The following is a 25,465-nucleotide window of genomic DNA, read 5'->3' as shown; positions in this document are numbered from 1 at the left end:
ATGTGCTTTCACATAAGTTCTTACACTTGTAGCTTGAAAGTTAAATCTTATTAGAAGGCCGGACACCCTCTATAATGCGCGCCGGTTTTTGGGGTAATGGTCATGAGTACAGAAGATCCGCGGTTTGCTGGTATTGCCCGTTTGTATGGCATCGAAGGCCTTGAGCGCCTGCGCGCGGCCCATGTGGCGATCGTCGGCGTCGGTGGCGTAGGTTCCTGGGCGGCGGAAGCCATGGCGCGTAGCGGCGTGGGCGAGATTTCGCTGTTCGACCTGGACGACGTCTGCGTCAGCAACGCCAATCGCCAGTTGCATGCGCTGGACAGCACCGTTGGCAAGCCCAAGGTCGAAGTGATGGCCGAGCGCCTGCGCGGGATCAACCCGGACTGCACCGTGCACGCGGTGGCGGATTTCGTGACCCGCGAGACCATGGCCGAGTACATCACGCCGAACATCGACTGCGTGATCGACTGCATCGACAGCGTCAATGCAAAGGCGGCGCTGATCGCCTGGTGCAAGCGCCGCAAGATCCAGATCATCACCACCGGCGGCGCGGGCGGGCAGATTGATCCGACACTGATCCAGGTCTGCGACCTGAACCGCACCTTCAATGACCCATTGGCTTCGAAAGTGCGCTCGACCCTGCGCCGCGACTACGGCTTCTCGCGCACCGTGACCCGCCATTACAGCGTGCCCTGCGTGTTTTCCACCGAGCAACTGCGCTACCCGAAACCGGACGGCAGCATTTGCCTGCAGAAGAGTTTTGTCGGCGACGGCGTGAAGCTCGACTGCGCCGGCGGGTTCGGCGCGGTGATGATGGTGACGGCGACGTTCGGCATGGTCGCAGCGACCAAGGCGGTGGACAAGATTGTGGCGGGGGTACGGCGGCCAGCGGATCGGGTCAAACCTGAGGTTTGATGGTTGTTGCTGATGGCTTCATCGCGAGCAGGCTCGCACCCACATTGGATAGGCGTCGAATACAAATCCCTGGTGGGAGCGAGCCTGCTCGCGATGGCTATTAACCTGCCAAGTCACGCATCCGCTGTAAAACAGCGTTCAAACCATTGCTACGGGACTGGGACAACTGGCGACCGAGCCCCAGCTGATTGAACCAGTCCGGCAAATCCACCTGTTGCAACTCAACCGCCGACAAGCCGTTGACCCGTGCCAGCAGCAGCGCCACCAATCCGCGAATCAATCGCGCATCGCTGTTGGCACTGAACTGCCAATGACCGTCGTGCAGCGCGCCCACCAGCCATACCTGGCTTTCACAGCCGTGCACGCGGTTGGCGTCGACTTTATCCTCATCGCTCAACGCTGGCAGGCGTTCGCCCCATTGCATCAACAGGCGTGCCCGTTGTTCCCAACCGGGGGCATTCTGAAAGGCGTGCAGGGCGGTCACGGCATCGACGGGCAAACTCATCGCAGCAACTCCAGTGCCTGATCCAGGGCTTCAAAGAAGCGCTCAAGGTCTTCAGAGTCATTGTATAACCCCAGCGACACCCGAATCGCTCCGGCCAGTTGAAGGCTTTTCAGCAACGGCATGGCGCAGTGATGACCGGCGCGAACGGCGATCCCTTGCTCGGTCAGCAAGTGGGCCAGATCAGAGTTATGCACACCCTCGACGGTAAAACTGGCCAATGCCACTTGCGGCGTGCCCAGCAGGCGGATGCCGTTGCGTGCCTCAAGGCCTTTGAGCAGATAGTCATGCAGCGCCGCTTCATGGGCGGATACGGCGTTCTGATCGAGCCCGGCGAGGTAATCCAGAGTCGCGCCCAGACCGATCACACTGGCAATCGGCGGTGTGCCTGCTTCAAACCCCAGCGGTGCAGGGCGAAAGCGTGCGTCGTGGTAGTTGGCGTCCAGCACCATCTCGCCGCCGAACTGCCATGGCGCAAGCTGTTGCAGGGCTTCATTGCGCCCGAACAGCACGCCCAGGCCATCAGGGCCATAGAGCTTGTGGCTGGAAAACACATAGAAGTCGCAACCCAGTGCCTGGACGTCGTGTCGACCATGGACCACGCCTTGGGCACCGTCGATCACGGTCAGGGCGTTGTGCGCCTTGGCCATCGCCAACAGTGCGGGCAATGGTTGCCAGGCGCCGAGCACGTTGGACAACTGGCTGACCGCCAACAGGCGAGTGCGCGGGCCGATCAATTGCGCCGCGGCTTCGAGGTCGATCAGACCGTCGGCGTTCAGCGGCAGGATCACCAGTTTCAATGCGCGACGCTTTGCCAGTTGCTGCCACGGCAGCAGGTTGGCGTGATGCTCCAGGGCGCTGATGACAATTTCATCGCCCGGGTTGAATAGGTGTTCCAGGCCATAGGCCAGGAGATTCAGCGCAGACGTCGCGCCGTGGGTGAAGATAATTTGCCCGCAGTTCCCGGCATTGAGCCACTGGGCGACTTTGCTGCGGCTGTCCTCGAAGGCCTGGGTGGCGTGGGCGCCCGGCAGGTGTTGCGCCCGATGCACGTTGGCCGCGCCATTGGCGTAGTAATGCGTGAGGGCATCGAGCAGGGCTTGAGGTTTTTGCGTGGTGGCGGCGCTGTCCAGATAGGTCTGGTCTTGCCGTTGCAGCGCGGCGATGGCCGGAAAGTCGGCGCGCCAGGGAGAGGGAATCATCATGCTTTTGAGCCCTGTTGAACTTGGGCGGGCGTACGCCAGACACCTGTGGGAGCGAGCCTGCTCGCGATGAACGTGAACGGTAACGCGCATTATCTGGATAACCGCGTTGCCCTTGCGTTTTTCGCGAGCAGGCTCGCTCCTACAGGTGAACTTGTGTGACGCTTAGTTATGAGCGTGCAGCGCTTCGTTCAGTTCGATCGCCGATTTGTGGGTTTTGCACTCCACGGCACCGGTTTCCGAATTGCGACGGAACAGCAGGTCAGGCTGACCGGCCAGTTCACGTGCCTTGACCACTTTGACCAGCTGGTTTTTCTCGTCCAGCAGCGCCACTTTGGTGCCAGCGGTCACGTACAGGCCCGATTCAACGGTGTTGCGGTCGCCCAACGGGATACCGATACCGGCGTTGGCGCCGATCAGGCAGCCTTCGCCAACCTTGATCACAATGTTACCGCCGCCCGACAGGGTGCCCATGGTCGAGCAACCGCCGCCCAGGTCAGAGCCTTTGCCAACGAACACGCCAGCCGATACACGGCCTTCGATCATGCCCGGGCCTTCGGTGCCGGCGTTGAAGTTGACGAAACCTTCGTGCATCACGGTGGTGCCTTCGCCAACGTAAGCGCCCAGGCGCAGACGTGCCGCGTCAGCGATACGCACGCCGGCCGGTACGACGTAGTCGGTCATTTTCGGGAACTTGTCCACCGAGAACACTTCGAGCAATTCGCCGCGCAGGCGGGCTTCCAGTTGATGCTCGGCCAGTTCGGCCAGGTCGATCGCACCCTGGCTGGTCCACGCCACGTTTGGCAGCAGCGGGAACACACCGGCCAGGTTCAGGCCGTGCGGCTTGACCAGGCGATGGGACAGCAGGTGCAGCTTGAGGTAAGCCTCAGGCGTGGAAGTCAGTTGAGCGTCTTCGGCCAGGATGGTCGCAACCAGCGGCTTGTGGCTCTCGGCCAGACGGGTCAGCAGGGCGGCCTGGGCAGCGTCGACAGCTTTGACCGCTTCAGCCAGTTGCGAAGCCTGTGCGGTGGTGAAGGCGATGGCCTGGTTACCTTCGGTGTAGCCCAGAACCGGGGCGATGGCAGCGATCAGTTCGGCGGACGGATTAAGCAATGGCTGCGCGTAAAACACTTCCAGCCATGCGCCTTGACGGTTTTGAGTGCCGACACCAAAGGCCAGGCTGAACGGGGTAGTGGACATGTTGATACCTCTAGCAAATTGGAACGGGCTGCCTACTTGAGTGCTGCCGCGTAGATATCTGGCTTGAAGCCAATCAGGGTTCGGTCACCGAGATCGAGCACCGGGCGCTTGATCATCGAAGGTTGTGCGAGCATCAGCTCGATGGCTTTCGACTGGTCGAGATCGGCTTTGCGTTCGTCGTCGAGCTTGCGAAAGGTCGTGCCTGCACGGTTCAACACCACTTCCCAGCCGTGCTCGTTGCACCATTGGGTCAGGTGTTCACGGTCGATACCGACCGCCTTGTAATCATGGAAGTCATAGCTGACAGCGTGTTCATCAAGCCAGGTGCGCGCCTTTTTCATGGTGTCGCAGGCTTTGATGCCGAAAAGGTGCAACGTTTTACTTGAAACGGTCAAGGAATCGCCCCCTTTACAGGTGCCGGAAATAAAAGGTTCGGGATTATGCCATGACCGGACGGTTTCGCGTCGGCTGTGGTCGGGTTTGTCTTTATCACCTGCATGAAACCCAGTAGGAGCGAGCCCGCTCGCGATGAACTCGAGAACACCACGGGGTGTCAGTTTGGTGGCGTCATTGTTGGCGACCCTCGCGAGCGAGCTCGTTCCTACAGGACCGCGTGCGACATTGGTGCAAAGGTCAGTGCATAGTCTAAGCGGCTAATATGGCACTTCAATGCTGTCGTTTGTCCGGGAACCCTGCGTTATGCAAACCGCCTACACCGTCCTGATCATGCTGATGTTGGTCGGCGTTTCACGCCTGATCGGACGGATGATTCCACTGCCGTTGCCCTTGGTGCAGATTGGCGCAGGTGCCTTGCTCGCCTGGCCGACACTCGGGCTGCACGTCGCCCTTGATCCTGAGCTGTTTCTGTTTCTGTTCCTGCCACCGCTGTTGTTTTCCGATGGCTGGCGCATGCCCAAGCGTGAGTTCTGGCGCTTGCGCGGGCCGATTTTGACGCTGGCGGTGGGCCTGGTGTTGTTCACGGTGGTCGGTGCGGGGTATTTCATTCATTGGTTATTGCCGAGCATTCCGTTGGCCGTGGCGTTTGCACTGGCGGCGGTGCTGTCGCCGACCGATGCCGTGGCGGTGTCGGCGATCTCCCAGAACCGCTTGCCGACGCCATTGATGCACATGCTGCAGGGCGAGGCGCTGATGAACGATGCGTCGGGTCTGGTGACCTTCAAGTTTGCCTTGGTGGCCGCCGTGACAGGCGTGTTCTCGCTGGCCAATGCCAGTGTCACTTTCGTGCTGGTGGCAATTGGAGGCCTGGCCACGGGCGTGGCGTTGAGCTGGCTGGTGGGGCGCTTGCGCTCATGGATGGTCGCCCGCGGTTGGGATGATCCGGCCACGCATGTGGTTTTCATGTTGCTGCTGCCGTTTGCCGCCTACGTGCTGGCCGAGCGGGTGGGGGTGTCGGGCATTCTGTCGGCGGTGGCGGCGGGGATGATGCAGAGCTGGCTTGACCTGCTTCCGCGCCAGACCAATACCCGCTTGCTCAATCGCAGCGTCTGGTCCTTGCTGGAGTTTGCCTTCAACGGCTTGATCTTCCTGCTGTTGGGACTGCAATTACCGGACATCATCAAAGCCGTGGCCAGCCACGAAACATCACTGTGGCCAACGTTGCTTTACCGTTGCCTGGATGTCCTCGCGATTTTCCTGGTGCTGCTGGTGTTGCGGTTTGTCTGGGTGCAGAGCATCTGGCGCCTGTCCATTTTGCTGCGACGCTGGCGCGGCGCGGATCAGATCACCCGGGTGCCCAGCGCGCGTTCCTGTTGGTTGCTGACCGTCGGTGGCGTTCGCGGCGCGGTGACATTGGCGGGTGTGCTGTCGGTGCCGATGCTCATGGGTCGCAGCGAGTTTCCTGAGCGTGACCTGCTGATCTTCATCGCGGCCGGGGTGATTCTGTTATCGCTGATCGCGGCCTGCATTGCCTTGCCGTTGCTGCTGCGCGGGATCGAAAAAAGCCCTGACGACAAGCGTCGAAATGAAGTGCGCGATGCCTGGCGCAAAACCGCCGAGGCGGCTATTCATGCGCTCGAAGCCGAAGAGGTCAACCCTCATGACGCCGCTGAATCCGCCTTATCGGCAGAGCTCAAGGCGCGGATCATGTCCGAATATCGGCATCAACTGGAGGTATACAACGATTCGGCTGAAGCCCAGGCGCTGGCGTTTCAGATGGATTTGCTGGAGCGGCGTCTGCGCTTGAAAGCGCTGCGGGCGCAGCGTCTGGAGTTGTATAGCCTCAGCCGTCATCACCAGATTGGTGATGACGTCTTGCGTGAGGTGTTGAGTGAGCTGGACCTGAGTGAAGCGAAACTCGGACAGGTCAAATAACCCTTGTAGGAGCAAGCTCGCCGCTACAGGGGACGCGTGCTATTTACGACGCTGGATGAAGTCGCGGATACGTTCCGCGGCTTCGACGCATTCGGCCAGCGGTGCGACCAGTGCCATGCGCACACGGCCTGCGCCCGGGTTGACGCCATCGACATCCCGCGACAGGTAGGAACCTGGTACCACGGTCACGTGCTCCTGTTCGAACAGGTCGCGGCAGAAGGCAGCGTCGTCACCGGCCACATTCGGCCACAAGTAAAAACCGCCATCCGGGCGCTGCACGTCCATGACCGGGCTGAGGATTTCCAGCACCGCATCATACTTCTCGCGGTACAGCGCACGGTTGGCGCGCACGTGCACTTCGTCGTTCCACGCGGCGACGCTGGCTAGTTGGGTTTGCACCGGCATCGCGCAGCCGTGGTAGGTGCGATACAGCAGAAAGCCCTTGAGAATGTCCGCATCACCGGCGACAAAACCCGAACGCAGGCCTGGCAGGTTCGAGCGCTTGGACAGGCTGTGGAATACCACGCAACGCTTGAAGTCCTTGCGGCCCAGTTTCACGCAGGCACTCAACAAACCGGGCGGCGGGGTTTGTTCGTCGAAGTACAGTTCGCTGTAGCACTCGTCGGCAGCGATCACGAAGTCGTATTCATCGGCCAGGGCGATCAGCTTTTTCAGGGTGTCGACCGGGATCAGCGCGCCGGTCGGGTTGCCTGGCGAGCACAGGAACAGGATCTGGCAGCGTTTCCAGATGTCCGGTGAAACGGCATCGAAGTCCGGGTTGAAGCCGTTTTCATCCAGGCATGGCAGGTAATGCGGCTTGGCACCGGCCAGGAACGCCGCGCCTTCGTAGATCTGATAGAACGGGTTCGGGCTGACCACCAGCGCATCGTCGCCACGGTTGACCACGGTCTGGGTGAAGGCGAACAGCGCTTCACGGGTGCCATTGACCGGCAGCACGTTGCGCGCCGGGTCAATCCAGCCGTTCGGGACGTTGAAGCGACGCTCGCACCATGCCGCAATGGCTTCGCGCAGGGCCGGGATGCCGAGGGTGGTCGGGTACACGGCCATCTGATCCAGATTGCTTGCCAGGGCTTCGGCGACAAAGCTTGGCGAGCGGTGTTTCGGCTCGCCAATGGACAGCGCGATGGCGCGTTTTTCCGGGTTTGGCGTGACGCTGCCGAGCAGGGCGCGGAGCTTTTCGAAAGGGTAGGGCTGGAGCTGGGTCAGAGCGTTGTTCATCGGTAGATCTCGTTCGGTGCGGGGTGTGGACAACCCTTGTTTCCTGTGGGAACTGGCTTGTCAGCGATGGTCGTTAACGATAACGCGTGCTTGCCGGCTAAACGCGGTGATCTTGAGTCCATCGCTGGCAAGCCCGCTCCTACAAAGAACGGGCTCGTTCCCACAGGGGAAAATTTGTCATGTCAGATACTGATGCGCGACAGTTTGATATCGGGTTCCTGAGTGACGCTCAACTGCTCGACGATTGCATCCTGTAACCGGCTGCACAGTTGCGGGTCGGATAACGGCTGGTTGTTGGCGTCGGTAATGAAGAAGACGTCTTCCACCCGTTCGCCCAGGGTCGCAATCTTGGCGTTTTGTAGCGACAGGTCGAACTCCAGGAAGATCGTACCGATTCGCGCCAGCAGGCCGGGGCGGTCGGGCGCGGTCAGTTCAAGCACGGTGACCGGGCGTTGTGCATCGTTATGGATCGTGACCTGCGGCGCGAAGGCAAAATGCTTGAGCTGGCGCGGTACCCGGCGCTGGATGATGGTCGGGTAGTCGGCCGGGTTTCGCAGGGCTTCGGTCAGGCCTTCGCGGATCTCCTTGACCCGTGCCGGATTATCGCCGATCGAGTCGCCATCCGCGTCGAGCACAATGTAGGTGTCGAGGGTGAACTGGCTGCTGGAGGTGATGACCCGGGCGTCGTGGATGTTCAGGTTGAGCTGATCCATCGCGGCCACGGTCACGGCGAAGAAGTCGTGCTGGTCGGGTGCATAGATGAAGATTTGCGTGCCACCCTCGAACTCGCGCTGAGTGGTCTCCTTGATCAGCACCAGTGGCCCGCCATCGGCTGGCTGCTGGAGGATCGCATCACTGTGCCAGGCCACGTCGCCAGCGGTGTGGCGCAGGAAATAGTCATCGCCCAATTGCGCCCACAACTGCTCGACGTCGTCCGGATCGGTGCCGCCGCGCACCAGAATGTCCAGGGCGGCGCTCTGGGTCTGGCGGATCTGCTCCTCGCGATCGACCGGGTTTTCCAGGCCGCGACGAAGGGCGCGCTTGGTTTCCGTGTAGAGCTGGCGCAGGAGGCTGGCGCGCCAGGAGTTCCACAGCGTCGGGTTGGTGGCGTTGATGTCGGCGACGGTCAGCACGTACAGGTAGTCGAGGCGGGTTTCGTCACCGACGATCTGTGCGAAATCGTGGATCACCTGCGGGTCGGACAAATCCTTGCGCTGGGCGGTGGTCGACATCACCAGATGGTTCTGCACCAGCCAGACGATCAGGCGACTGTCCCACACGGGGAGTTGGTGGCGCTGGCAAAAAGCTTCGGCATCCACGGCGCCGATATCCGAGTGATCGCCATGCCGGCCCTTGCCGATGTCGTGGTACAGCCCAGCCAGGTAGATCAGCTCGGGTTTGGGCAGTTTGCCCATGAGCTTGCTGGCCAGCGGGAATTTTTCCGACACCTGTGTGTATTGCAACTTACGCAGGTGCTTGATCAGGTTCAGCGTGTGTGCGTCGACCGTATAGATGTGAAACAGGTCGTGCTGCATCTGCCCGACGATGAAACCGAATTCCGGCAGATAACGCCCGAGGATGCCGTAACGGTTCATCCGTCGCAGGTTGCGATGGATGCCGATCTTGCACTTGAACAATTCGATGAACAGGCTGGTGTTGCGAATATCGTTGCGGAAATCGTCGTCGATCAGGTGCCGGTTCTCGCGCAGCAGGCGAATGGTGTCGGCACGCACGCCCTTGATTTCCGGCTGCTGGGCCATCAGCACGAAGATCTCCAGCATGGCAAACGGGGTGCGACGGAACACGTTGTCGTTGCGCGCCTCGATGTAGCCATCGTGGAGCTGGAATCGCGAGTTGATCGGCTGCGGCGGCGCTTGATCGTCCGGTGCGAGGATGACCTCCTCGAAGTGCTGGATGATCAGGTCGCTGAGCTGGGCAATGCTCATCACCACCCGGTAATACTGCTGCATGAAGTTTTCGATGGCTTGCTTGGCATCGTCGCCTTCGAACCCCAGCAGCTTGGCAATGGTGCGCTGGTGATCGAACAGCAGGCGGTCTTCCGAGCGGCCGGCGAGCATGTGCAGGGCGTAACGCACTTTCCACAGGAATTCCTGGGAAGACGCCAGCAGGGCGTTTTCGCTCTCTACCAGGAAGCCTTCGCCGGCCAGTGCGCGCAGGTTCAGGGTGCCGTACTCGCGACGAGCCACCCACAGAATCGTCTGAATATCCCGCAGGCCGCCAGGCGAGCCTTTGACGTTGGGTTCCAGGTTGTACTCGGTGTCGTTGTACTTGTGGTGACGGGCCTTCTGCTCGGCCCGCTTGGCCAGGAAGAAATCCTTGCTCGGCCACATGTGCGCAGTGCTGGTGACGTCCAGCATGCGTTGGCGCAAGCGCTCGGGGCCGGCGATGGTGCGGCTTTCCATCAGGTTGGTGATGACCGTCAGGTCGGCGCGGGCCTCCTGGGCGCATTCGTCGACCGAGCGAACGCTCTGACCGACTTCCAGGCCGATGTCCCACAGCAGCGTCAGAAAACGCTCGATGGAGTCACGGAAAATTTCATGATCGGCGCTGTCCAGCAGGATCAGCAGATCGATGTCGGAGTAGGGGTGCAATTCACCCCGACCATAGCCGCCGACCGCAACCAGCGCGATGTCGGCGTCTTCACTCCAGTCGAACTGTTCCCAGGCCTTTTGCAGGATGTTATCGACGAACCAGGCACGATCCTCGATTAACCGGCGAATGTCCCGGCCGCTGCGAAAGCGCCCGTCGAGCACCTCGCGGGCCTGGCGGATCGCCTTCTTGAAAGCCGCGATCGGGCTTGCCTTCAGGGCCAGTTCAGCCTGGAACTGGCCGCGATCGAAGAGTTCTGGATCCACCTGCGGCATCGATTGGCTTTCCTTTCTGTAAGGCTGGGAATGGAGCGGGGCGGATCAGGCCGAAACGCGCGGGATGGTGTCATCGCTGCGCAAGGTGAAGATCTCGTAACCGGTTTCGGTTACCAGCAGCGTGTGTTCCCACTGTGCCGACAGCTTGCGATCCTTGGTGATCGCGGTCCAGCCGTCGCCCAGGACCTTGGTGTCGGCCTTGCCCTGGTTGATCATCGGCTCGATGGTGAAGGTCATGCCGGCCTGAAGTTCCATGCCGGTGCCCGCGCGGCCGTAGTGCAGGATCTGTGGCTCTTCGTGGAAAACTTTACCTATGCCGTGACCACAGAATTCGCGAACCACCGAGAAACCGTTCTTTTCAGCGTGTTTCTGGATGATTTCACCGATGTCGCCGAGGCGGCAACCGGGTTTGACGATTTCAATCGCCTTGTACATGCATTCCTGGGTCACTTGGGACAGGCGCTCGGCCCAGACTGGCACGGTGCCGACGTGGAACATGCGGCTGGTATCGCCGTGGTAGCCGTCCTTGATGACGGTGACGTCGATGTTAAGGGTGTCGCCATCCTTCAGCGGCTTGTCGTTCGGGATGCCGTGGCAGACCACGTGGTTGATCGATGTGCAAATCGACTTCGGGTAGCCCTTGTAGTTGAGCGGGGCAGGGATGGCTTTCTGCTCGTTGACAATATAGTCGTGGCAGATCTGGTTCAGTTGATCGGTGGTCACACCCGGCTTGACGTATTCGGCAATCATTTCCAGCACATCGGCGGCCAGTTTGCCGGCGACGCGCATTTTTGCGATGTCCTCGGGGGTTTTGAGGGTGACGGTCATACAGGCTCTCTCTGCGCTCGATGGCGCTTTCTCAACGAAAAGGGCGTTGCGCATTCGAACTTCGCAGCCCTGAAAAACGCAATTCTAACAGACGATCGGGGCAAATCCGCCGCTCTGTGAATCGCTTCTCTCCATACAATGGTGCATTGTGGGCCGATTCCAAGGGCGGGAACTGTGTGGTTGCCAGGATTTCAGAATCCGGGTTCCGTTTTTTCCTCCCTTGTGGTATAAAATGCGCCGCTTTCCGGGGATGCCCCGAAAAGCCTAAATCCACACACGTGTCGACACGATGACCTGGGTGCCTTCAGCTGATGCTGCTGGTTGGTCATTGGGATACGTGGAGGCCAAACCCGACTTATTAAGGAACTATCATGTCCCAAGTCAACATGCGCGATATGCTGAAGGCCGGTGTGCACTTCGGTCACCAGACCCGTTACTGGAACCCGAAAATGGGTAAATACATTTTCGGCGCGCGTAACAAGATCCACATCATCAACCTTGAAAAAACCCTGCCAATGTTCAACGAAGCTCTGACTTTCGTAGAGCGCCTGGCCCAGGGCAAAAACAAGATTCTGTTCGTCGGCACCAAGCGTTCCGCTGGCAAGATCGTTGCTGAAGAAGCAGCACGTTGCGGTTCGCCGTACGTCGATCACCGCTGGTTGGGCGGCATGCTGACCAACTTCAAAACCATCCGTGCTTCCATCAAGCGTCTGCGTGACCTTGAAGTACAAGCCGAAGACGGTACTTTCGCCAAGCTGACCAAGAAAGAAGCGCTGATGCGCTCCCGTGACCTGGAAAAGCTGGATCGTTCCCTGGGTGGTATCAAGGACATGGGCGGTCTGCCAGACGCTCTGTTCGTTATCGACGTTGATCACGAGCGCATCGCGATCACCGAAGCCAACAAGCTGGGCATCCCGGTTATCGGCGTAGTCGATACCAACAGCAGCCCGGAAGGCGTTGACTACATCATCCCAGGCAACGATGACGCAATCCGCGCTATCCAGCTGTACATGGGTTCGATGGCTGACGCTGTTATCCGTGGTCGCAACAACGTTGCTGGCGGCACCGAAGTTTTCGTTGAAGAAACTCCGGCAGCTGCAGCTGAGTAATTAACGCCCCTGGCGTTGACTCAGTAAGCAAAAAGGGGGCTTGGCCCCCTTTTTGCCACCTCGGAAACCATTTGTTGGCGCCCTCTGCTTCATCTGTAACGTGCGGCAGCTAACAAGGGTGGTTCGGGAAGAATTGAACGCCCGTTCGATCGGGTGGAATGGTTGATAACCTATCCAAGAGGAATTTTGAAATGGCAGAGATTACTGCAGCGTTGGTCAAAGAACTGCGCGAGCGTACTGGCGAAGGCATGATGGACTGCAAAAAGGCCTTGACCAAGGCTGGCGGCGACATCGAAAAAGCCATTGATGACATGCGTGCTTCGGGCGCCATCAAGGCTGCCAAGAAAGCGGGCAACGTTGCCGCTGAAGGCGCAATCGCCATCAAGGCTGACGACAAGTCTGCCGTACTGCTGGAAGTTAACTCGCAGACCGACTTCCTGGCCCTGCAAGACGACTTCAAGAACTTCGTTGCTGCCAGCGTAGAAAAAGCTTTCGACGAAAAACTGACCGACGCAGCTCCGCTGATCGCCGCTCAGGAATCGGCTCGTGAAGCCCTGGTTGCCAAAGTTGGCGAAAACGTCAACATCCGTCGTCTGGTACGCGTAGAGGGTGACGTTGTCGGCACCTACCTGCACGGTAACAAGATCGGTGTTGCTGTTGTTCTCAAGGGCGGCGATGTACAGCTGGCCAAAGAGATCGCCATGCACGTGGCGGCAAGCAACCCTGAGTTCCTGCTGCCATCGCAGGTTTCGCCAGAGGCCATCGAGCGCGAGAAGGGTGTTTTCATGACCCTGAACGAAGACAAGATGAAAGGCAAACCAGCAGAAATCGTCGAGAAGATGATCGCTGGCCGTATCACCAAGTTCCTGGCCGAAGCCAGCCTGGTCGAGCAAGCTTTCGTCATGAACCCGGAAGTCACCGTTGGTGCCCTGGCCAAGAAAGCTGGCGCAGAAATCGTTTCCTTCACCTACTTCAAGGTCGGCGAAGGCATCGAGAAGCCAGTTGACAACTTCGCTGAAGAAGTTGCTGCTCAGGTTGCGGCTGCTTCCAAGCAATAAGACGGTTTTTTTTAACTGTCGCCCTGAAGAGGCTGCCCGCTCACGCGCGCAGCCTCTTTTCAGATGGGGCACCAATTTTTAATTGGTTTCCTTTTGGAACTGACTTACAAAGCCATGTTCCGATGGCGCTGAAGCAGCGCCAAGCTAGAGTGAACGCCAGCTGAAAACAGCTCGCAAAGAATTTTTAAAATACGCCGCAGGAGAGATTCGCAATGGCTCAGCAGGGCAGTGGTTATCAGGCTCGCTATAAACGCATTCTACTCAAGCTTAGCGGCGAGGCCCTGATGGGCTCGGAAGAGTTCGGGATCGATCCGAAAGTTCTGGATCGCATGGCGCTGGAAGTTGGCCAACTGGTCGGCATCGGTGTTCAGGTCGGTCTGGTGATCGGCGGCGGTAACCTGTTCCGCGGCGAGGCGCTGAGCAAGGCTGGCATGGATCGGGTCACGGGCGACCACATGGGCATGCTGGCCACTGTGATGAACGCCTTGGCGATGCGCGATGCGCTCGAACGTGCCAATATCTCGGCCATTGTGATGTCGGCCATTTCCATGGTTGGCGTGACCGATCACTATGATCGCCGCAAAGCCATGCGCCACCTGAACTCCAAGGACGTCGTGATTTTCGCAGCCGGCACCGGCAACCCGTTCTTTACCACGGATTCGGCAGCCTGCCTGCGTGCAATCGAAATCGATGCCGATGTCGTGCTCAAGGCGACCAAGGTCGATGGCGTCTACACCGCTGACCCATTCAAAGACCCGCATGCCGAGAAGTTCGATCATCTGACCTACGATGAAGTACTGGATCGCAAGCTGGGCGTGATGGATCTGACGGCCATTTGCCTGTGCCGCGACCACAAGATGCCATTGCGCGTATTTAACATGAACAAGCCCGGCGCCCTGCTGAACATCGTGCACGGTGGCGCTGAAGGGACCCTGATCGAGGAAGGCCAACAATGATCAACGAAATCAAGAAAGACGCTCAAGAGCGCATGCAGAAATCCGTGGAATCGCTGGCGCACAACTTCGGTCGTATTCGTACCGGCCAGGCGCATCCAAGCATTCTGGAAGGTGTCATGGTGCCGTATTACGGCTCCGACACGCCGATCAAGCAAGTTGCGAACATCACTGTCAAAGACGCTCGCACCCTGCAAGTTGTTGCCTTCGAGCGCAATATGCTGGGTGCTGTGGACAAGGCGATCGGCAGCGCTGGTCTGAACCTCAATCCGACCAACCTCGGTGAGTTGCTGCTGATTTCCATGCCTGCCCTGACTGAGGAAACCCGTAAGGGCTTCACCAAGCAGGCTCGTGATGTTGCTGAAGACGCCCGTGTTGCGGTGCGCAATATCCGTCGTGACGCGAACAGCCAGCTCAAGGATCTGGTCAAGGAAAAGGAAATCAGTGAAGACGAAGAGCGTCGCGCCACTGGCGAAATCGACGATCTGACCAAAAAGTTCGTGGCTAAAATCGATGCGGATTTGGCGCAGAAAGAAAAAGACCTGATGGCCGTATAAGGGTCACGTTTTCATGGAAAAGACCAAGCAGATTGCACCGCCTGCGGTGCCGCGCCATGTCGCGATCATCATGGATGGTAATAATCGCTGGGCGAAAAAACGCTTTATGCCGGGTATCGCCGGGCATAAAGCGGGCGTGGATGCGGTTCGTGCGGTCATCGAGGTGTGCGCCGAGGCGGGGGTCGAGGTATTGACCTTGTTCGCGTTCTCCAGTGAGAACTGGCAGCGCCCGGCCGATGAGGTCAGTGCCTTGATGGATCTGTTCTTCAAGGCATTGCGTCGTGAGGCCAAGCGCCTCAACGACAACAACATCAGCTTGCGCATCATTGGCGACCGTTCGCGTTTCCACCCGGAGCTTCAGGCTGCGATGCGTGAAGCCGAGACCATGACCGCAGGCGCCAATCGCTTCGTTCTGCAGATCGCCGCCAATTACGGCGGTCAGTGGGATATCGCGCAGGCGGCGCAGCGCCTGGCTCGGGAAGTTCAGGCGGGGCACCTGAGGCCCGAAGACATCACCCCGGAATTGTTGCAAACCTGTTTGGCTACCGGTGATCTGCCGTTACCGGACTTGTGCATCCGTACCGGTGGCGAGCACCGCATCAGCAATTTTTTGCTGTGGCAGCTGGCCTATGCCGAATTGTATTTCTCCGACCTGTTCTGGCCGGACTTCAAACACGACGCCATGCGTAATGCGCTGGCCGATTTCGCATCTCGCCAGCGTCGCTTCGGTAAAACGAGCGAGCAGGTCGAGGCTGGAGCCCGGGTTTAATGCTCAAACAACGAATCATCACCGCGCTGATCCTGCTGCCGATTGCCCTGTGCGGTTTCTTCCTTCTCGAGGGCTCTGCCTTCGCGCTGTTTATAGGGTTGGTAGTGACCCTGGGTGGTTGGGAGTGGGCTCGCCTGGCGGGTTTCAATGAGCAGTCGATGCGCATTGCCTACGCCGCAGTCGTCGCGTTGATGCTGTTTGTCATGCACCTGTTGCCGGGGCTCGCGCCCTGGATACTGGGGGCTTCGGTGCTCTGGTGGGGCATTGCGACCTATCTGGTGCTGACGTATCCACGCTCCAGCGATCACTGGGCCAGTGCGGCCTGCAAGCTGGTGATCGGACTGCTGATTCTGCTGCCGGCCTGGCAAGGCCTGGTCCTTATCAAGCAGGAGCCCCTGGGGAACTGGTTGATCATGGCGGTGATGGTGCTGGTCTGGGGGGCTGATATCGGCGCGTATTTTTCCGGTCGGGCGTTCGGCAAGCGCAAGCTGGCTCCGCTAGTCAGCCCGGGCAAAAGTTGGGAAGGCGTTTACGGTGGTTTGGCGCTGAGCCTGATCATCACTGTCCTGGTTGGGTTTTTCCGTGACTGGACGGTTGCCGAGCTGTTCAAGGGCCTGATCGGTGCGGCGTTGATCGTGTTTATTTCAGTCGTGGGCGACCTTACCGAAAGCATGTTCAAGCGTCAGTCGGGGATCAAGGACAGCAGTAATCTACTGCCGGGGCACGGCGGTGTACTGGATCGGATCGACAGTCTGACCGCCGCGATTCCTGTATTTGCCGTATTGTTGTGGATGGCTGCACCGTGAGCCGCCCACAGCAGATTACCGTGTTGGGGGCGACGGGTTCGATCGGTCTGAGCACCCTCGATGTCATCGCTCGTCATCCTGCGCGCTATCAAGCTTACGCCCTGAGCGGCTTCACACGATTGAGTGAGCTGCTGGCGCTGTGCGTGCGTCATACCCCGCGATTCGCTGTAGTGCCTGAAGCGGCGGCTGCTCGAGTGTTGCAGGATGATCTGCGTGCGGCAGGTCTTTCGACCCGGGTTTTGGTGGGTGAGGAAGGTCTGTGTCAGGTCGCCGCCGACCCTGAAGTCGATGCAGTCATGGCGGCCATTGTCGGCGCGGCGGGTTTGCGTCCGACCTTGGCTGCAGTCGAGGCCGGCAAAAAAATCCTCCTGGCCAACAAGGAAGCACTGGTGATGTCCGGTGCGTTGTTCATGCAGGCTGTGCGCAAAAGTGGCTCGGTGTTACTGCCGATCGATAGTGAGCACAACGCGATTTTCCAGTGCATGCCGCAGGATTTCGCTCGAGGCCTGGGGGCAGTCGGTGTGCGGCGGATTCTGCTGACGGCGTCGGGTGGCCCGTTCCGGCAGACGCCGATGGCTGAGCTGGCGCATGTTACCCCCGAGCAGGCCTGTGCTCATCCGAACTGGTCCATGGGGCGCAAGATTTCGGTCGACTCGGCCAGCATGATGAATAAAGGGCTCGAACTGATCGAGGCCTGCTGGCTGTTCGATGCCAAGCCTTCCCAGGTCGAAGTGGTGATTCACCCACAGAGCGTCATTCATTCGCTGGTCGACTATACCGATGGCTCAGTGTTGGCTCAATTGGGTAATCCCGACATGCGCACGCCAATCGCCCATGCGCTCGCCTGGCCGGAACGGATCGATTCGGGTGTGGCGCCGCTGGATCTGTTTGCCATCGCGCGTCTGGACTTCCAGGCGCCCGATGAGGAGCGTTTTCCTTGCCTGCGCCTGGCCCGTCTGGCGGCCGAGGCAGGCAACAGTGCGCCGGCCATGTTGAATGCGGCCAATGAGGTCGCGGTTGCGGCCTTTCTCGACGGACGGGTTCGCTACCCGGAAATCGCGAGTATCATCGAGGAAACCTTGAATCTCGAGCCTGTGGTAGCAGTGGATGATCTCGCGGCAGTGTTCACGGCAGACGCGAAGGCGCGTGTGCTGGCTGAACGATGGTTGAGTCGTCACGGGCGATAAGTGTGCAATGCGTTGGCCCATGCGGCACCGGATAGGAATGCGGAGAAAATAGATGAGCGCGCTCTATATGATTGTCGGCACCCTGGTAGCTTTGGGCGTGCTGGTTACCTTCCACGAGTTCGGCCATTTCTGGGTCGCTCGTCGCTGTGGGGTCAAAGTGCTGCGCTTCTCCGTAGGCTTCGGAATGCCACTGCTACGCTGGCACGACAAGAAAGGCACTGAGTTCGTATTGGCTGCCATCCCGCTGGGTGGCTACGTCAAGATGCTTGACGAGCGTGAAGGCGAAGTGCCTGTCGATCAACTCGACCAATCCTTCAATCGAAAATCCGTCCGTCAGCGTATTGCCATCGTAGCGGCTGGGCCGATTGCCAACTTCCTGTTGGCCCTGGTGTTTTTCTGGGTGCTGGCCATGCTCGGCAGCGAGCAGGTGCGCCCGGTCATCGGGGCCGTAGAGTCTGGCAGTATCGCCGCCAAGGCCGGTTTGAGCCCGGGTCAGGAAATTGTTTCCATCGACGGTGAGCCGACTTCCGGTTGGGCTGCGGTGAATTTGCAGTTGGTCCGTCGACTTGGGGAAAGCGGTTCCCTGCAAGTGTTGGTTCGTGAACAAGGCTCCACAGTCGATTCTCCGCGTGAGCTGGCCCTTGATAAATGGCTCAAGGGGGCTGATGAGCCGGATCCGATTCGATCGCTGGGTATCCGTCCTTGGCGTCCGGCGTTGCCGCCGGTCCTGGCTGAGCTTGATCCAAAGGGCCCGGCGCAGGCTGCTGGCCTGAAAACCGGCGACCGACTGCTGGCGCTGGACAGCAAGGCGCTGGATGACTGGCAGCAAGTGGTCGACACCGTCCGTATGCGTCCTGATACCAAAATAATGCTGCGGGTCGAGCGCGATGGTACTCGAATCGACGTCCCTGTGACACTGGCTGCGCGTGGCGACAGGAAGGCTCCGAGTGGTTACCTGGGGGCAGGGGTCAAGCCTGTCGACTGGCCGCCGGAGATGATTCGGGAGGTCAGTTACGGCCCGGTGGCCGCGATTGGGGAGGGGGCACGGCGTACTTGGACCATGAGCCTGCTGACCCTGGATTCGCTGAAGAAAATGTTGTTCGGCGAGCTCTCGGTAAAAAACTTGAGTGGACCGATAACCATTGCTAAAGTGGCGGGCGCTTCGGCCCAGTCGGGTGTTGCTGATTTCCTGAATTTCCTTGCTTATCTGAGTATTAGCTTGGGGGTTCTGAATTTGCTGCCCATTCCTGTGCTGGATGGGGGGCATTTGTTGTTTTATCTGATTGAGTGGGCGCGTGGTCGTCCCTTGTCGGATCGGGTGCAAGGTTGGGGGATACAGATCGGTATCAGTTTGGTGATCGGAGTGATGTTGCTTGCTCTGGTCAATGATCTGGGTCGTCTGTAACGTCGCTGAATTGCGAATCTGCCGCATTTTGCGGCAGTTTGTTTATTGCCAGTTGGAATAAGAAAGGACTTCATGAAACGTCTGCTGCTAACTGCGGTTCTCACCGTATTGATGATCGCCGAAGTTCACGCCGAGTCCTTCACTATCTCTGATATTCGCGTCAATGGCCTCCAGCGGGTCTCCGCGGGTAGCGTCTTTGGTGCTTTGCCGTTGAACGTCGGTGAACAGGCGGATGATCATCGCCTGGTGGAATCCACTCGTGCGTTGTTCAAAACCGGTTTCTTTCAAGATATCCAGCTGGGCCGCGATGGCAACGTCCTGGTTATTACTGTAGTCGAGCGTCCGTCGGTCGCCAGTATCGAGATCGAAGGTAACAAGGCGATTTCCACTGAGGACCTGATGAAGGGCCTCAAGCAGTCCGGTCTGGCCGAAGGCGAGATCTTCCAGCGCGCGACCCTTGAAGGTGTACGTAACGAGCTGCAGCGCCAGTACGTCGCTCAGGGTCGCTACTCCGCCACCGTCGACACCGAAGTGGTACCGCAACCGCGCAACCGCGTCGGTTTGAAGGTCAACATCAACGAAGGCACCGTTGCCGCTATCCAGCACATCAACGTGGTGGGCAACACGGTCTTCCCGGATGAAGACCTGATCGACCTGTTCGAACTCAAGACAACCAACTGGTTGTCGTTCTTCAAGAACGACGACAAGTATGCTCGTGAAAAACTGTCCGGTGACCTGGAGCGTCTGCGTTCCTACTACCTGGACCGTGGCTATATCAACATGGATATCGCTTCGACCCAGGTGTCCATCACTCCGGACAAAAAGCACGTCTATATCACCGTCAACATCAACGAAGGCGACAAGTACACCGTTCGTGATGTCAAGTTGAGCGGCGACCTGAAGGTTCCAGAGGATCAGGTCAAGTCCCTGCTCCTGGTGCAGAAAGGCCAGGTGTTCTCGCGCAAGCTGATGACCACTACGTCCGAGCTGATCACCCGTCGTCTGGGTAACGAGGGTTACACCTTCGCCAACGTCAACGGCGTGCCGCAGCCTCATGATGAAGACCACACCGTAGACATCACCTTCGCTGTGGATCCGGGCAAGCGTGCCTACGTCAACCGCATCAACTTCCGCGGCAACACCAAGTCCGAGGACGAAGTGCTGCGCCGTGAAATGCGTCAGATGGAAGGCGGTTGGGCGTCGACTTACCTGATCGATCAATCCAAGACACGTCTGGAGCGACTGGGCTTCTTCAAGGAAGTCAACGTTGAGACGCCGGCCGTACCTGGCGTCGATGACCAGGTGGATGTGAACTACAGCGTTGAAGAACAAGCGTCCGGTTCGATTACCGCCAGCGTCGGTTTTGCCCAGAGTGCCGGTCTGATCCTCGGTGGTTCGATCACCCAGAACAACTTCCTGGGTACGGGTAACAAGGTCAGCATCGGCTTGACTCGCAGCCAATATCAAAGTCGCTATAACTTCGGTTATGTCGACCCGTACTGGACCGCTGATGGTGTGAGCCTGGGTTACAACGCCTTCTATCGCACCACCGACTACAAAGACCTTGATGTCAACGTAGCCAGCTACGCCGTTGACAGCCTGGGAGCGGGCGTCAGCGTCGGTTATCCAATCAGCGAGACGTCGCGTCTGACCTTCGGATTGACTGCGCAACAAGACAAGATCAAGACGGGTCTTTACACCGTCGACGAAATTTTCGACTTCGTTAACCAGCAAGGTGATCAGTACCTGAACTTCAAGGCCTCGGCCGGTTGGTCCGAGTCCACATTGAACAAAGGCGTACTGGCGACCCGTGGTCATTCCCAAAGCCTGACTGCGGAAGCGACAACACCGGGCAGCGATTTGTCGTTCTTTAAACTGGATTACCGCGGTCAATTGTTCCAGCCGTTGTCTGAAAACTACACCATGCGCCTGCACACCGAACTGGGTTATGGCGATGGTTACGGTTCCACTGATGGCTTGCCGTTCTATGAAAACTACTATGCTGGTGGTTTCAACTCGGTTCGTGGCTTCAAGGACAGCACTTTGGGGCCTCGCAGTACCCCGAGCCGGGGCGTGAACCCGGGAACCGCAGTCGATCCAGACCAGGATCCATTGCCGTTTGGTGGTAACGTCCTGATTCAGGGTGGTGTAGAAGTTCTGTTCCCGTTGCCGTTCGTGAAAGACCAGCGTTCGTTGCGCACCTCGGTATTCTGGGATGTGGGTAACGTGTTCGATTCGACCTGCAAGCAGAGCACCAATGCCGATGGCTCGAAGTCCAACACTCAATGTAACGACGTCAGCCTGAGCAATATGGCCAGTTCTGTGGGTGTTGGTGTGACTTGGGTTACCGCCCTTGGTCCGTTGAGCTTCGCGTTAGCGATGCCAGTTAAAAAGCCGGACAGCAATGCCGAGACTCAAGTGTTCCAATTCTCCCTCGGCCAGACGTTCTAAGCGTCTGACCCAAGATAACGACAATGGATTTTGTAGGAGTGCATCGTGCGTAAGTTGACTCAATTGGTTCTCCTGGCTTCCGTACTGGTAGCAGGCCCGGCATTCGCCGACATGAAAATCGCCGTTCTGAACTATCAGATGGCCCTGCTGGAATCCGATGCGGCCAAGAAGTACGCCGTGGATGCCGAGAAAAAATTCGGTCCTCAACTGACCAAGCTCAAGACACTGGAAAGCAGTGCCAAGGGTATTCAGGATCGTCTGATGGCCGGTGGCGACAAAATGCAGCAGGGCGAGCGTGAGCGTCTGGAGCTTGAATTCAAGCAAAAGGCTCGTGACTTCCAGTTCCAGTCCAAGGAACTGAACGAAGCCAAAGCCGTTGCCGATCGTGAAATGCTGAAGCAGCTCAAGCCGAAACTGGACAGCGCTGTGGAAGAAGTCATCAAGAAAGGTGCTTTTGACCTGGTCTTCGAGCGTGGCGCAGTGATTGATGTCAAACCTCAGTACGACATCACGCGCCAGGTTATCGAGCGCATGAATCAGCTGAAGTAATCCATGACTGCGACTATCAAACTCGGCCAACTGGCCGAGTTCCTCGGTGCCACGTTACGTGGCGACGCGGAGAAGGCAATTACTGGGCTAGCCACCTTGCAGGAGGCTGGCCCAACTCAGTTGAGCTTTCTCGCAAATCCCCAATACCGTAAATACCTGGCAGGCAGCCAGGCTGCAGCCTTGTTGCTGAAAGCCGCTGATGCTGAGGGGTTTGCCGGTAATGTGCTGGTGGTGCCTGATCCATACGCCGCCTACGCGCGCATTTCGCACCTGTTCGATCCCAAGCCCAAGGCGGCCGCCGGTATTCATCCGACCGCAGTCATTGCGGCGGACGCGGTGGTCGATCCGGCGGCGAGTATCGGAGCCTTCGTAGTCATCGAGAGCGGAGCGCAAGTTGCCGCGGGGACAACCATTGGCGCGCACTGTTTCATCGGTGCTCGTAGCGTCATTGGCGAAGGTGGCTGGCTCGCTCCGCGCGTCACGCTGTATCACGACGTGCGCATCGGCAAACGAGTGGTCATTCAGTCGGGTGCCGTACTCGGTGGCGAAGGCTTTGGTTTTGCCAACGAAAAGGGTATCTGGCAGAAAATTGCCCAGATCGGGGGCGTTCTGGTCGGTGACGACGTGGAAATTGGTGTGAATACTGCCATCGACCGCGGCGCGCTCGCCGATACCATCATCGGTAACGGCGTTAAGCTCGACAACCAGATTCAGATCGCCCACAACGTCCAGATTGGTGATCACACGGCCATGGCCGCGTGCGTGGGAATTTCCGGCAGCACCAAAATCGGCAAGCATTGCATGCTCGCCGGTGGCGTAGGGCTGGTGGGACATATCGATATTTGCGACAACGTTTTCATTACCGGAATGACCATGGTGACTCACTCGATCACCGAGTCAGGTTCCTATTCTTCCGGTACGGCAATGCAGCCTGCGGCCGAGTGGCGCAAAAGCGCGGCCCGTATCCGTCAGCTCGATGACATCGCACGGCGTCTGCGACAGCTGGAAAAGCAAGTAGGGGAAGTGACCCCTGACGGTAATGCTTCTTCAGATGGCTGATACCATTTCCATATCAAATGTGCGCAGCCGCTAGACTGTGTCCTTGATTTGCTAGAGGAGTGCGCGTAAGTCGCGCGCTCCCAATCTTTACATAGGCTTCCCCCCGAAATGATGGACATCAACGAGATTCGCGAATACCTGCCTCACCGTTACCCGTTCCTGCTGGTGGACCGGGTCGTGGATCTGGATGTGGAAGGCAAGCGCATTCGCGCCTACAAGAATGTCAGCATCAACGAACCTTTCTTCAATGGTCACTTTCCGGCGCATCCGATCATGCCGGGCGTGCTGATCATCGAAGCGATGGCTCAGGCTGCCGGGATCCTTGGTTTCAAGATGCTCGACGTGAAACCGGCCGATGGCACCCTTTATTACTTCGTCGGTTCCGACAAGCTACGCTTCCGCCAGCCGGTGTTGCCGGGTGATCAGTTGATTCTTGAAGCCAAGTTCATCAGCTGCAAGCGTCAGATCTGGAAGTTCGAGTGCCAGGCTTCGGTCGACGGCAAGCCAGTCTGCTCAGCTGAAATCATCTGCGCGGAACGTAAACTATGAGTTTGATTGACCCTCGCGCAATCATCGATCCGACGGCCGTCCTGGCTGACGGTGTCGAGGTCGGGCCGTGGTCGATCATCGGCGCAGGTGTGGAAATCGGCGAGGGGACGGTCATCGGGCCGCACGTGATTCTTAAGGGCCCAACCCGAATCGGTAAGCACAACCGCATCTATCAGTTCTCCTCGGTAGGTGAAGACACGCCTGATCTGAAGTACAAGGGCGAAGAAACTCGCCTGGTGATCGGTGACCACAATGTCATTCGCGAAGGCGTGACCATTCACCGTGGAACCATTCAGGATCGTTCGGAAACCACCCTGGGCGATCACAACCTGATCATGGCATATGCCCACATCGGTCACGACAGCGTCATCGGAAACCACTGCATTCTGGTCAACAACACCGCACTTGCCGGTCATGTGCATGTTGAAGACTGGGCGATACTGTCCGGATTTACCCTGGTTCACCAGTATTGCCACATTGGTGCCCACAGCTTTTCCGGCATGGGTACCGCCATCGGCAAGGACGTTCCCGCGTTCGTTACGGTGTTCGGCAATCCGGCCGAAGCCCGTAGCATGAACTTCGAAGGCATGCGCCGTCGCGGTTTCAGCGAAGAAGCGATCCACGCCCTGCGTCGTGCCTACAAGGTGGTCTATCGCCAGGGCCTGACGGTTGAACAAGCACTCGCCGAACTGGCCGAATCTTCGGAGCAATTCCCGGAAGTTGCGGTGTTCCGTGACTCCATCCAGTCTTCGACTCGCGGCATCACCCGCTAATCATGGTCAATCTGCGTATTGCGCTGGTGGCGGGTGAGGCTTCCGGTGACATTCTGGGCGCGGGCCTGATGCGTGCGCTCAAGGCTCAACACCCGGCAATCGAGTTCATCGGTGTCGGTGGTCCGCTGATGCAGGCTGAAGGCTTGACCTCATACTTCCCGATGGAGCGCCTGTCGGTCATGGGCCTGGTGGAGGTGCTTGGCCGATTGCGCGAACTGCTGGCACGACGCAAGAAACTGGTCGCGGACCTGATCGCCGCGAAGCCGGATGTGTTCATCGGAATCGATGCCCCGGACTTCAATCTCAATATCGAACTCAAGCTGCGTCAGGCCGGGATCAAGACCGTGCATTACGTCAGTCCGTCGGTCTGGGCTTGGCGACAGAAGCGTGTGCTGAAGATTCGTGAAGGTTGCGACCTGATGCTGACGCTGTTTCCGTTCGAAGCAAAGTTTTATGAAGAGAAGGGCGTGCCAGTGCGGTTTGTCGGGCACACCCTGGCCGATGCCATTCCGCTCGAGGCCGACCGTGCCGCAGCGCGGGCCGAGCTTGGATTGCCTGACGGGCCCTTGGTCGCGCTGATGCCCGGCAGTCGCGGCGGCGAAGTGGGCCGTCTCGGTGCATTGTTTCTCGACACGGCCCAACGCCTGCGGGCACTGCGTCCGGGCGTGCGGTTTGTCTTGCCGTGTGCCAACCCGCAGCGTCGCGCGCAGCTTGAAGAGCTGTTGGTCGGCCGCGATCTGCCGCTGACCTTGCTCGATGGCAAATCCCACCTGGCCCTGGCCGCGTGTAACGCAGTGCTGATCGCGTCCGGAACGGCAACGCTTGAAGCCCTGTTGTACAAACGCCCAATGGTGGTCGCTTATCGCTTGGCGCCGCTGACGTTCTGGATTCTCAAGCGGATGGTGAAAAGCCCCTACGTCTCCTTGCCGAACCTGCTGGCCCAGCGACTGCTGGTGCCCGAGTTGCTGCAAGACGATGCGACGGTCGAAGCGCTGGCCCAGACCCTGTCGCCGCTGATCGAGGGTGGGGAAGAGCAAACTCGCGGTTTTGACGAAATCCACCGTACCTTGCGTCTGGATGCCTCTAATCAGGCGGCGGATGCGGTGCTGAACCTGATCGGCCAAGTACAATGAGTAAA

General features: G+C 58.8%; 23 protein-coding genes. 16 read left to right on the top strand and 7 right to left on the bottom strand.

The genetic code is table 11. The annotated features are described in order from the left end of the window. Nucleotides 1–102: 102 nt before the first annotated feature. Nucleotides 103–915 carry a tRNA cyclic N6-threonylcarbamoyladenosine(37) synthase TcdA gene (tcdA, locus tag JQF37_RS23020; protein WP_189340452.1) on the top strand — a complete coding sequence of 271 codons (813 nt, stop codon included), beginning with the start codon at nucleotides 103–105 and terminating at the stop codon, nucleotides 913–915. A gap of 100 nt (nucleotides 916–1,015) precedes the next feature. Here the strand turns inward: tcdA and JQF37_RS23015 are convergent, their stop codons facing one another. The 4 genes from JQF37_RS23015 to JQF37_RS23000 form a co-directional block, all read right to left on the bottom strand. Next, on the bottom strand, nucleotides 1,016–1,420 hold the full coding sequence (locus JQF37_RS23015) for a SufE family protein (RefSeq protein ID WP_130209662.1): 405 nt from the start codon (nucleotides 1,418–1,420) through the stop codon (nucleotides 1,016–1,018). After that, the gene (locus JQF37_RS23010) at nucleotides 1,417–2,622 is read right to left on the bottom strand and encodes a cysteine desulfurase (protein WP_130209664.1); all 1,206 of its coding nucleotides are present in this window, start codon (nucleotides 2,620–2,622) and stop codon (nucleotides 1,417–1,419) included. Before JQF37_RS23010 ends, JQF37_RS23015 begins: the two co-directional genes overlap by 4 nt. A gap of 162 nt (nucleotides 2,623–2,784) precedes the next feature. After that, nucleotides 2,785–3,819 carry a 2,3,4,5-tetrahydropyridine-2,6-dicarboxylate N-succinyltransferase gene (gene dapD, locus JQF37_RS23005; RefSeq protein ID WP_130209666.1) on the bottom strand — a complete coding sequence of 345 codons (1,035 nt, stop codon included), beginning with the start codon at nucleotides 3,817–3,819 and terminating at the stop codon, nucleotides 2,785–2,787. A 32-nt stretch (nucleotides 3,820–3,851) separates the two neighbouring features. Next, nucleotides 3,852–4,214: an ArsC family reductase gene (locus tag JQF37_RS23000; protein ID WP_008057297.1), complete on the bottom strand. Its 363-nt coding sequence runs from the start codon at nucleotides 4,212–4,214 to the stop codon at nucleotides 3,852–3,854. A gap of 304 nt (nucleotides 4,215–4,518) precedes the next feature. Here JQF37_RS23000 and JQF37_RS22995 point away from each other — a divergent pair, with 304 nt between their 5' ends. Further along, nucleotides 4,519–6,150 (top strand): Na+/H+ antiporter, encoded by a 1,632-nt coding sequence (locus JQF37_RS22995; RefSeq protein WP_130209668.1) that lies wholly within the window; start codon nucleotides 4,519–4,521, stop codon nucleotides 6,148–6,150. A 39-nt stretch (nucleotides 6,151–6,189) separates the two neighbouring features. On the opposite strand, the gene dapC is transcribed toward JQF37_RS22995, so the two are convergent. The 3 genes from dapC to map all read right to left on the bottom strand — a co-directional run bounded on the left by dapC (nucleotide 6,190) and on the right by map (nucleotide 11,102). After that, entirely contained in the window at nucleotides 6,190–7,389 is a 1,200-nt protein-coding gene (gene dapC, locus JQF37_RS22990) for a succinyldiaminopimelate transaminase (protein WP_130209670.1), read from the bottom strand. 182 nt (nucleotides 7,390–7,571) lie between these two features. After that, a complete protein-coding gene (locus JQF37_RS22985) occupies nucleotides 7,572–10,274 on the bottom strand; it encodes a [protein-PII] uridylyltransferase (RefSeq protein ID WP_130209672.1) in 2,703 nt (900 codons plus the stop codon). 45 nt (nucleotides 10,275–10,319) lie between these two features. Next, entirely contained in the window at nucleotides 10,320–11,102 is a 783-nt protein-coding gene (map, locus tag JQF37_RS22980; protein WP_047526297.1) for a type I methionyl aminopeptidase, read from the bottom strand. Between the two features lie 371 nt (nucleotides 11,103–11,473). Here map and rpsB point away from each other — a divergent pair, with 371 nt between their 5' ends. The 14 genes from rpsB (at nucleotide 11,474) to lpxB (ending at nucleotide 25,460) form a co-directional block, all read left to right on the top strand. Then, complete coding sequence (rpsB, locus tag JQF37_RS22975) at nucleotides 11,474–12,211, top strand: 30S ribosomal protein S2 (protein WP_130209674.1); 738 nt, start codon at nucleotides 11,474–11,476, stop codon at nucleotides 12,209–12,211. A gap of 191 nt (nucleotides 12,212–12,402) precedes the next feature. Continuing rightward, the gene (tsf, locus tag JQF37_RS22970) at nucleotides 12,403–13,269 is read left to right on the top strand and encodes a translation elongation factor Ts (RefSeq protein ID WP_204149765.1); all 867 of its coding nucleotides are present in this window, start codon (nucleotides 12,403–12,405) and stop codon (nucleotides 13,267–13,269) included. Nucleotides 13,270–13,481: 212 nt separating this feature from the next. Beyond that, nucleotides 13,482–14,225 carry a UMP kinase gene (gene pyrH, locus JQF37_RS22965; RefSeq protein ID WP_003222124.1) on the top strand — a complete coding sequence of 248 codons (744 nt, stop codon included), beginning with the start codon at nucleotides 13,482–13,484 and terminating at the stop codon, nucleotides 14,223–14,225. Continuing rightward, complete coding sequence (gene frr, locus JQF37_RS22960; RefSeq protein ID WP_008000041.1) at nucleotides 14,222–14,779, top strand: ribosome recycling factor; 558 nt, start codon at nucleotides 14,222–14,224, stop codon at nucleotides 14,777–14,779. Before pyrH ends, frr begins: the two co-directional genes overlap by 4 nt. Nucleotides 14,780–14,792: 13 nt before the next feature. After that, the gene (uppS, locus tag JQF37_RS22955) at nucleotides 14,793–15,548 is read left to right on the top strand and encodes a polyprenyl diphosphate synthase (protein WP_130209678.1); all 756 of its coding nucleotides are present in this window, start codon (nucleotides 14,793–14,795) and stop codon (nucleotides 15,546–15,548) included. Beyond that, on the top strand, nucleotides 15,548–16,354 hold the full coding sequence (locus JQF37_RS22950) for a phosphatidate cytidylyltransferase (RefSeq protein WP_130209680.1): 807 nt from the start codon (nucleotides 15,548–15,550) through the stop codon (nucleotides 16,352–16,354). Before uppS ends, JQF37_RS22950 begins: the two co-directional genes overlap by 1 nt. Further along, nucleotides 16,351–17,541 carry a 1-deoxy-D-xylulose-5-phosphate reductoisomerase gene (gene ispC, locus JQF37_RS22945; RefSeq protein WP_130209682.1) on the top strand — a complete coding sequence of 397 codons (1,191 nt, stop codon included), beginning with the start codon at nucleotides 16,351–16,353 and terminating at the stop codon, nucleotides 17,539–17,541. The genes JQF37_RS22950 and ispC overlap by 4 nt, the downstream gene beginning before the upstream one ends. A 52-nt stretch (nucleotides 17,542–17,593) precedes the next feature. Continuing rightward, on the top strand, nucleotides 17,594–18,946 hold the full coding sequence (rseP, locus tag JQF37_RS22940) for a sigma E protease regulator RseP (RefSeq protein WP_130209684.1): 1,353 nt from the start codon (nucleotides 17,594–17,596) through the stop codon (nucleotides 18,944–18,946). Between the two features lie 72 nt (nucleotides 18,947–19,018). Next, nucleotides 19,019–21,397 carry an outer membrane protein assembly factor BamA gene (gene bamA / locus JQF37_RS22935; protein WP_130209686.1) on the top strand — a complete coding sequence of 793 codons (2,379 nt, stop codon included), beginning with the start codon at nucleotides 19,019–19,021 and terminating at the stop codon, nucleotides 21,395–21,397. Between the two features lie 45 nt (nucleotides 21,398–21,442). Beyond that, entirely contained in the window at nucleotides 21,443–21,946 is a 504-nt protein-coding gene (locus JQF37_RS22930) for an OmpH family outer membrane protein (protein ID WP_007990260.1), read from the top strand. Nucleotides 21,947–21,949: 3 nt separating this feature from the next. Continuing rightward, entirely contained in the window at nucleotides 21,950–23,005 is a 1,056-nt protein-coding gene (gene lpxD, locus JQF37_RS22925; RefSeq protein ID WP_130209688.1) for a UDP-3-O-(3-hydroxymyristoyl)glucosamine N-acyltransferase, read from the top strand. A gap of 108 nt (nucleotides 23,006–23,113) precedes the next feature. Beyond that, entirely contained in the window at nucleotides 23,114–23,554 is a 441-nt protein-coding gene (gene fabZ, locus JQF37_RS22920) for a 3-hydroxyacyl-ACP dehydratase FabZ (RefSeq protein ID WP_007940511.1), read from the top strand. Continuing rightward, nucleotides 23,551–24,327, top strand: a complete 777-nt coding sequence (lpxA, locus tag JQF37_RS22915) for an acyl-ACP--UDP-N-acetylglucosamine O-acyltransferase (RefSeq protein ID WP_130209690.1) — start codon at nucleotides 23,551–23,553, stop codon at nucleotides 24,325–24,327. The genes fabZ and lpxA overlap by 4 nt, the downstream gene beginning before the upstream one ends. Further along, nucleotides 24,327–25,460: a lipid-A-disaccharide synthase gene (gene lpxB / locus JQF37_RS22910; RefSeq protein WP_189340454.1), complete on the top strand. Its 1,134-nt coding sequence runs from the start codon at nucleotides 24,327–24,329 to the stop codon at nucleotides 25,458–25,460. Before lpxA ends, lpxB begins: the two co-directional genes overlap by 1 nt. The last annotated feature ends 5 nt before the right edge of the window (nucleotides 25,461–25,465 follow it).

Source organism: Pseudomonas sp. MIL9 (genome assembly GCF_016887925.1).
GTDB lineage: Bacteria > Pseudomonadota > Gammaproteobacteria > Pseudomonadales > Pseudomonadaceae > Aquipseudomonas > Aquipseudomonas mohnii.
The sequence above is the reverse complement of the archived record's forward strand: the minus strand, read 5'-3'. Positions and strand labels throughout refer to the sequence as shown.

Bases quoted from the DNA above. Each gene is read 5' to 3' on its own strand.
- rseP (WP_130209684.1), top strand. From the start codon at position 17,594: ATGAGCGCGCTCTATATGATTGTCGGCACCCTGGTAGCTTTGGGCGTG.
- pyrH (WP_003222124.1), top strand. From the start codon at position 13,482: ATGGCTCAGCAGGGCAGTGGTTATCAGGCTCGCTATAAACGCATTCTA.
- fabZ (WP_007940511.1), top strand. From the start codon at position 23,114: ATGATGGACATCAACGAGATTCGCGAATACCTGCCTCACCGTTACCCG.
- uppS (WP_130209678.1), top strand. From the start codon at position 14,793: ATGGAAAAGACCAAGCAGATTGCACCGCCTGCGGTGCCGCGCCATGTC.
- dapC (WP_130209670.1), bottom strand. From the start codon at position 7,389: ATGAACAACGCTCTGACCCAGCTCCAGCCCTACCCTTTCGAAAAGCTC.
- tsf (WP_204149765.1), top strand. From the start codon at position 12,403: ATGGCAGAGATTACTGCAGCGTTGGTCAAAGAACTGCGCGAGCGTACT.
- JQF37_RS22985 (WP_130209672.1), bottom strand. From the start codon at position 10,274: ATGCCGCAGGTGGATCCAGAACTCTTCGATCGCGGCCAGTTCCAGGCT.
- JQF37_RS23010 (WP_130209664.1), bottom strand. From the start codon at position 2,622: ATGATGATTCCCTCTCCCTGGCGCGCCGACTTTCCGGCCATCGCCGCG.
- map (WP_047526297.1), bottom strand. From the start codon at position 11,102: ATGACCGTCACCCTCAAAACCCCCGAGGACATCGCAAAAATGCGCGTC.
- frr (WP_008000041.1), top strand. From the start codon at position 14,222: ATGATCAACGAAATCAAGAAAGACGCTCAAGAGCGCATGCAGAAATCC.
- tcdA (WP_189340452.1), top strand. From the start codon at position 103: ATGAGTACAGAAGATCCGCGGTTTGCTGGTATTGCCCGTTTGTATGGC.
- rpsB (WP_130209674.1), top strand. From the start codon at position 11,474: ATGTCCCAAGTCAACATGCGCGATATGCTGAAGGCCGGTGTGCACTTC.
- dapD (WP_130209666.1), bottom strand. From the start codon at position 3,819: ATGTCCACTACCCCGTTCAGCCTGGCCTTTGGTGTCGGCACTCAAAAC.
- bamA (WP_130209686.1), top strand. From the start codon at position 19,019: ATGAAACGTCTGCTGCTAACTGCGGTTCTCACCGTATTGATGATCGCC.
- lpxD (WP_130209688.1), top strand. From the start codon at position 21,950: ATGACTGCGACTATCAAACTCGGCCAACTGGCCGAGTTCCTCGGTGCC.
- lpxA (WP_130209690.1), top strand. From the start codon at position 23,551: ATGAGTTTGATTGACCCTCGCGCAATCATCGATCCGACGGCCGTCCTG.
- JQF37_RS23015 (WP_130209662.1), bottom strand. From the start codon at position 1,420: ATGAGTTTGCCCGTCGATGCCGTGACCGCCCTGCACGCCTTTCAGAAT.
- JQF37_RS22950 (WP_130209680.1), top strand. From the start codon at position 15,548: ATGCTCAAACAACGAATCATCACCGCGCTGATCCTGCTGCCGATTGCC.
- JQF37_RS22995 (WP_130209668.1), top strand. From the start codon at position 4,519: ATGCAAACCGCCTACACCGTCCTGATCATGCTGATGTTGGTCGGCGTT.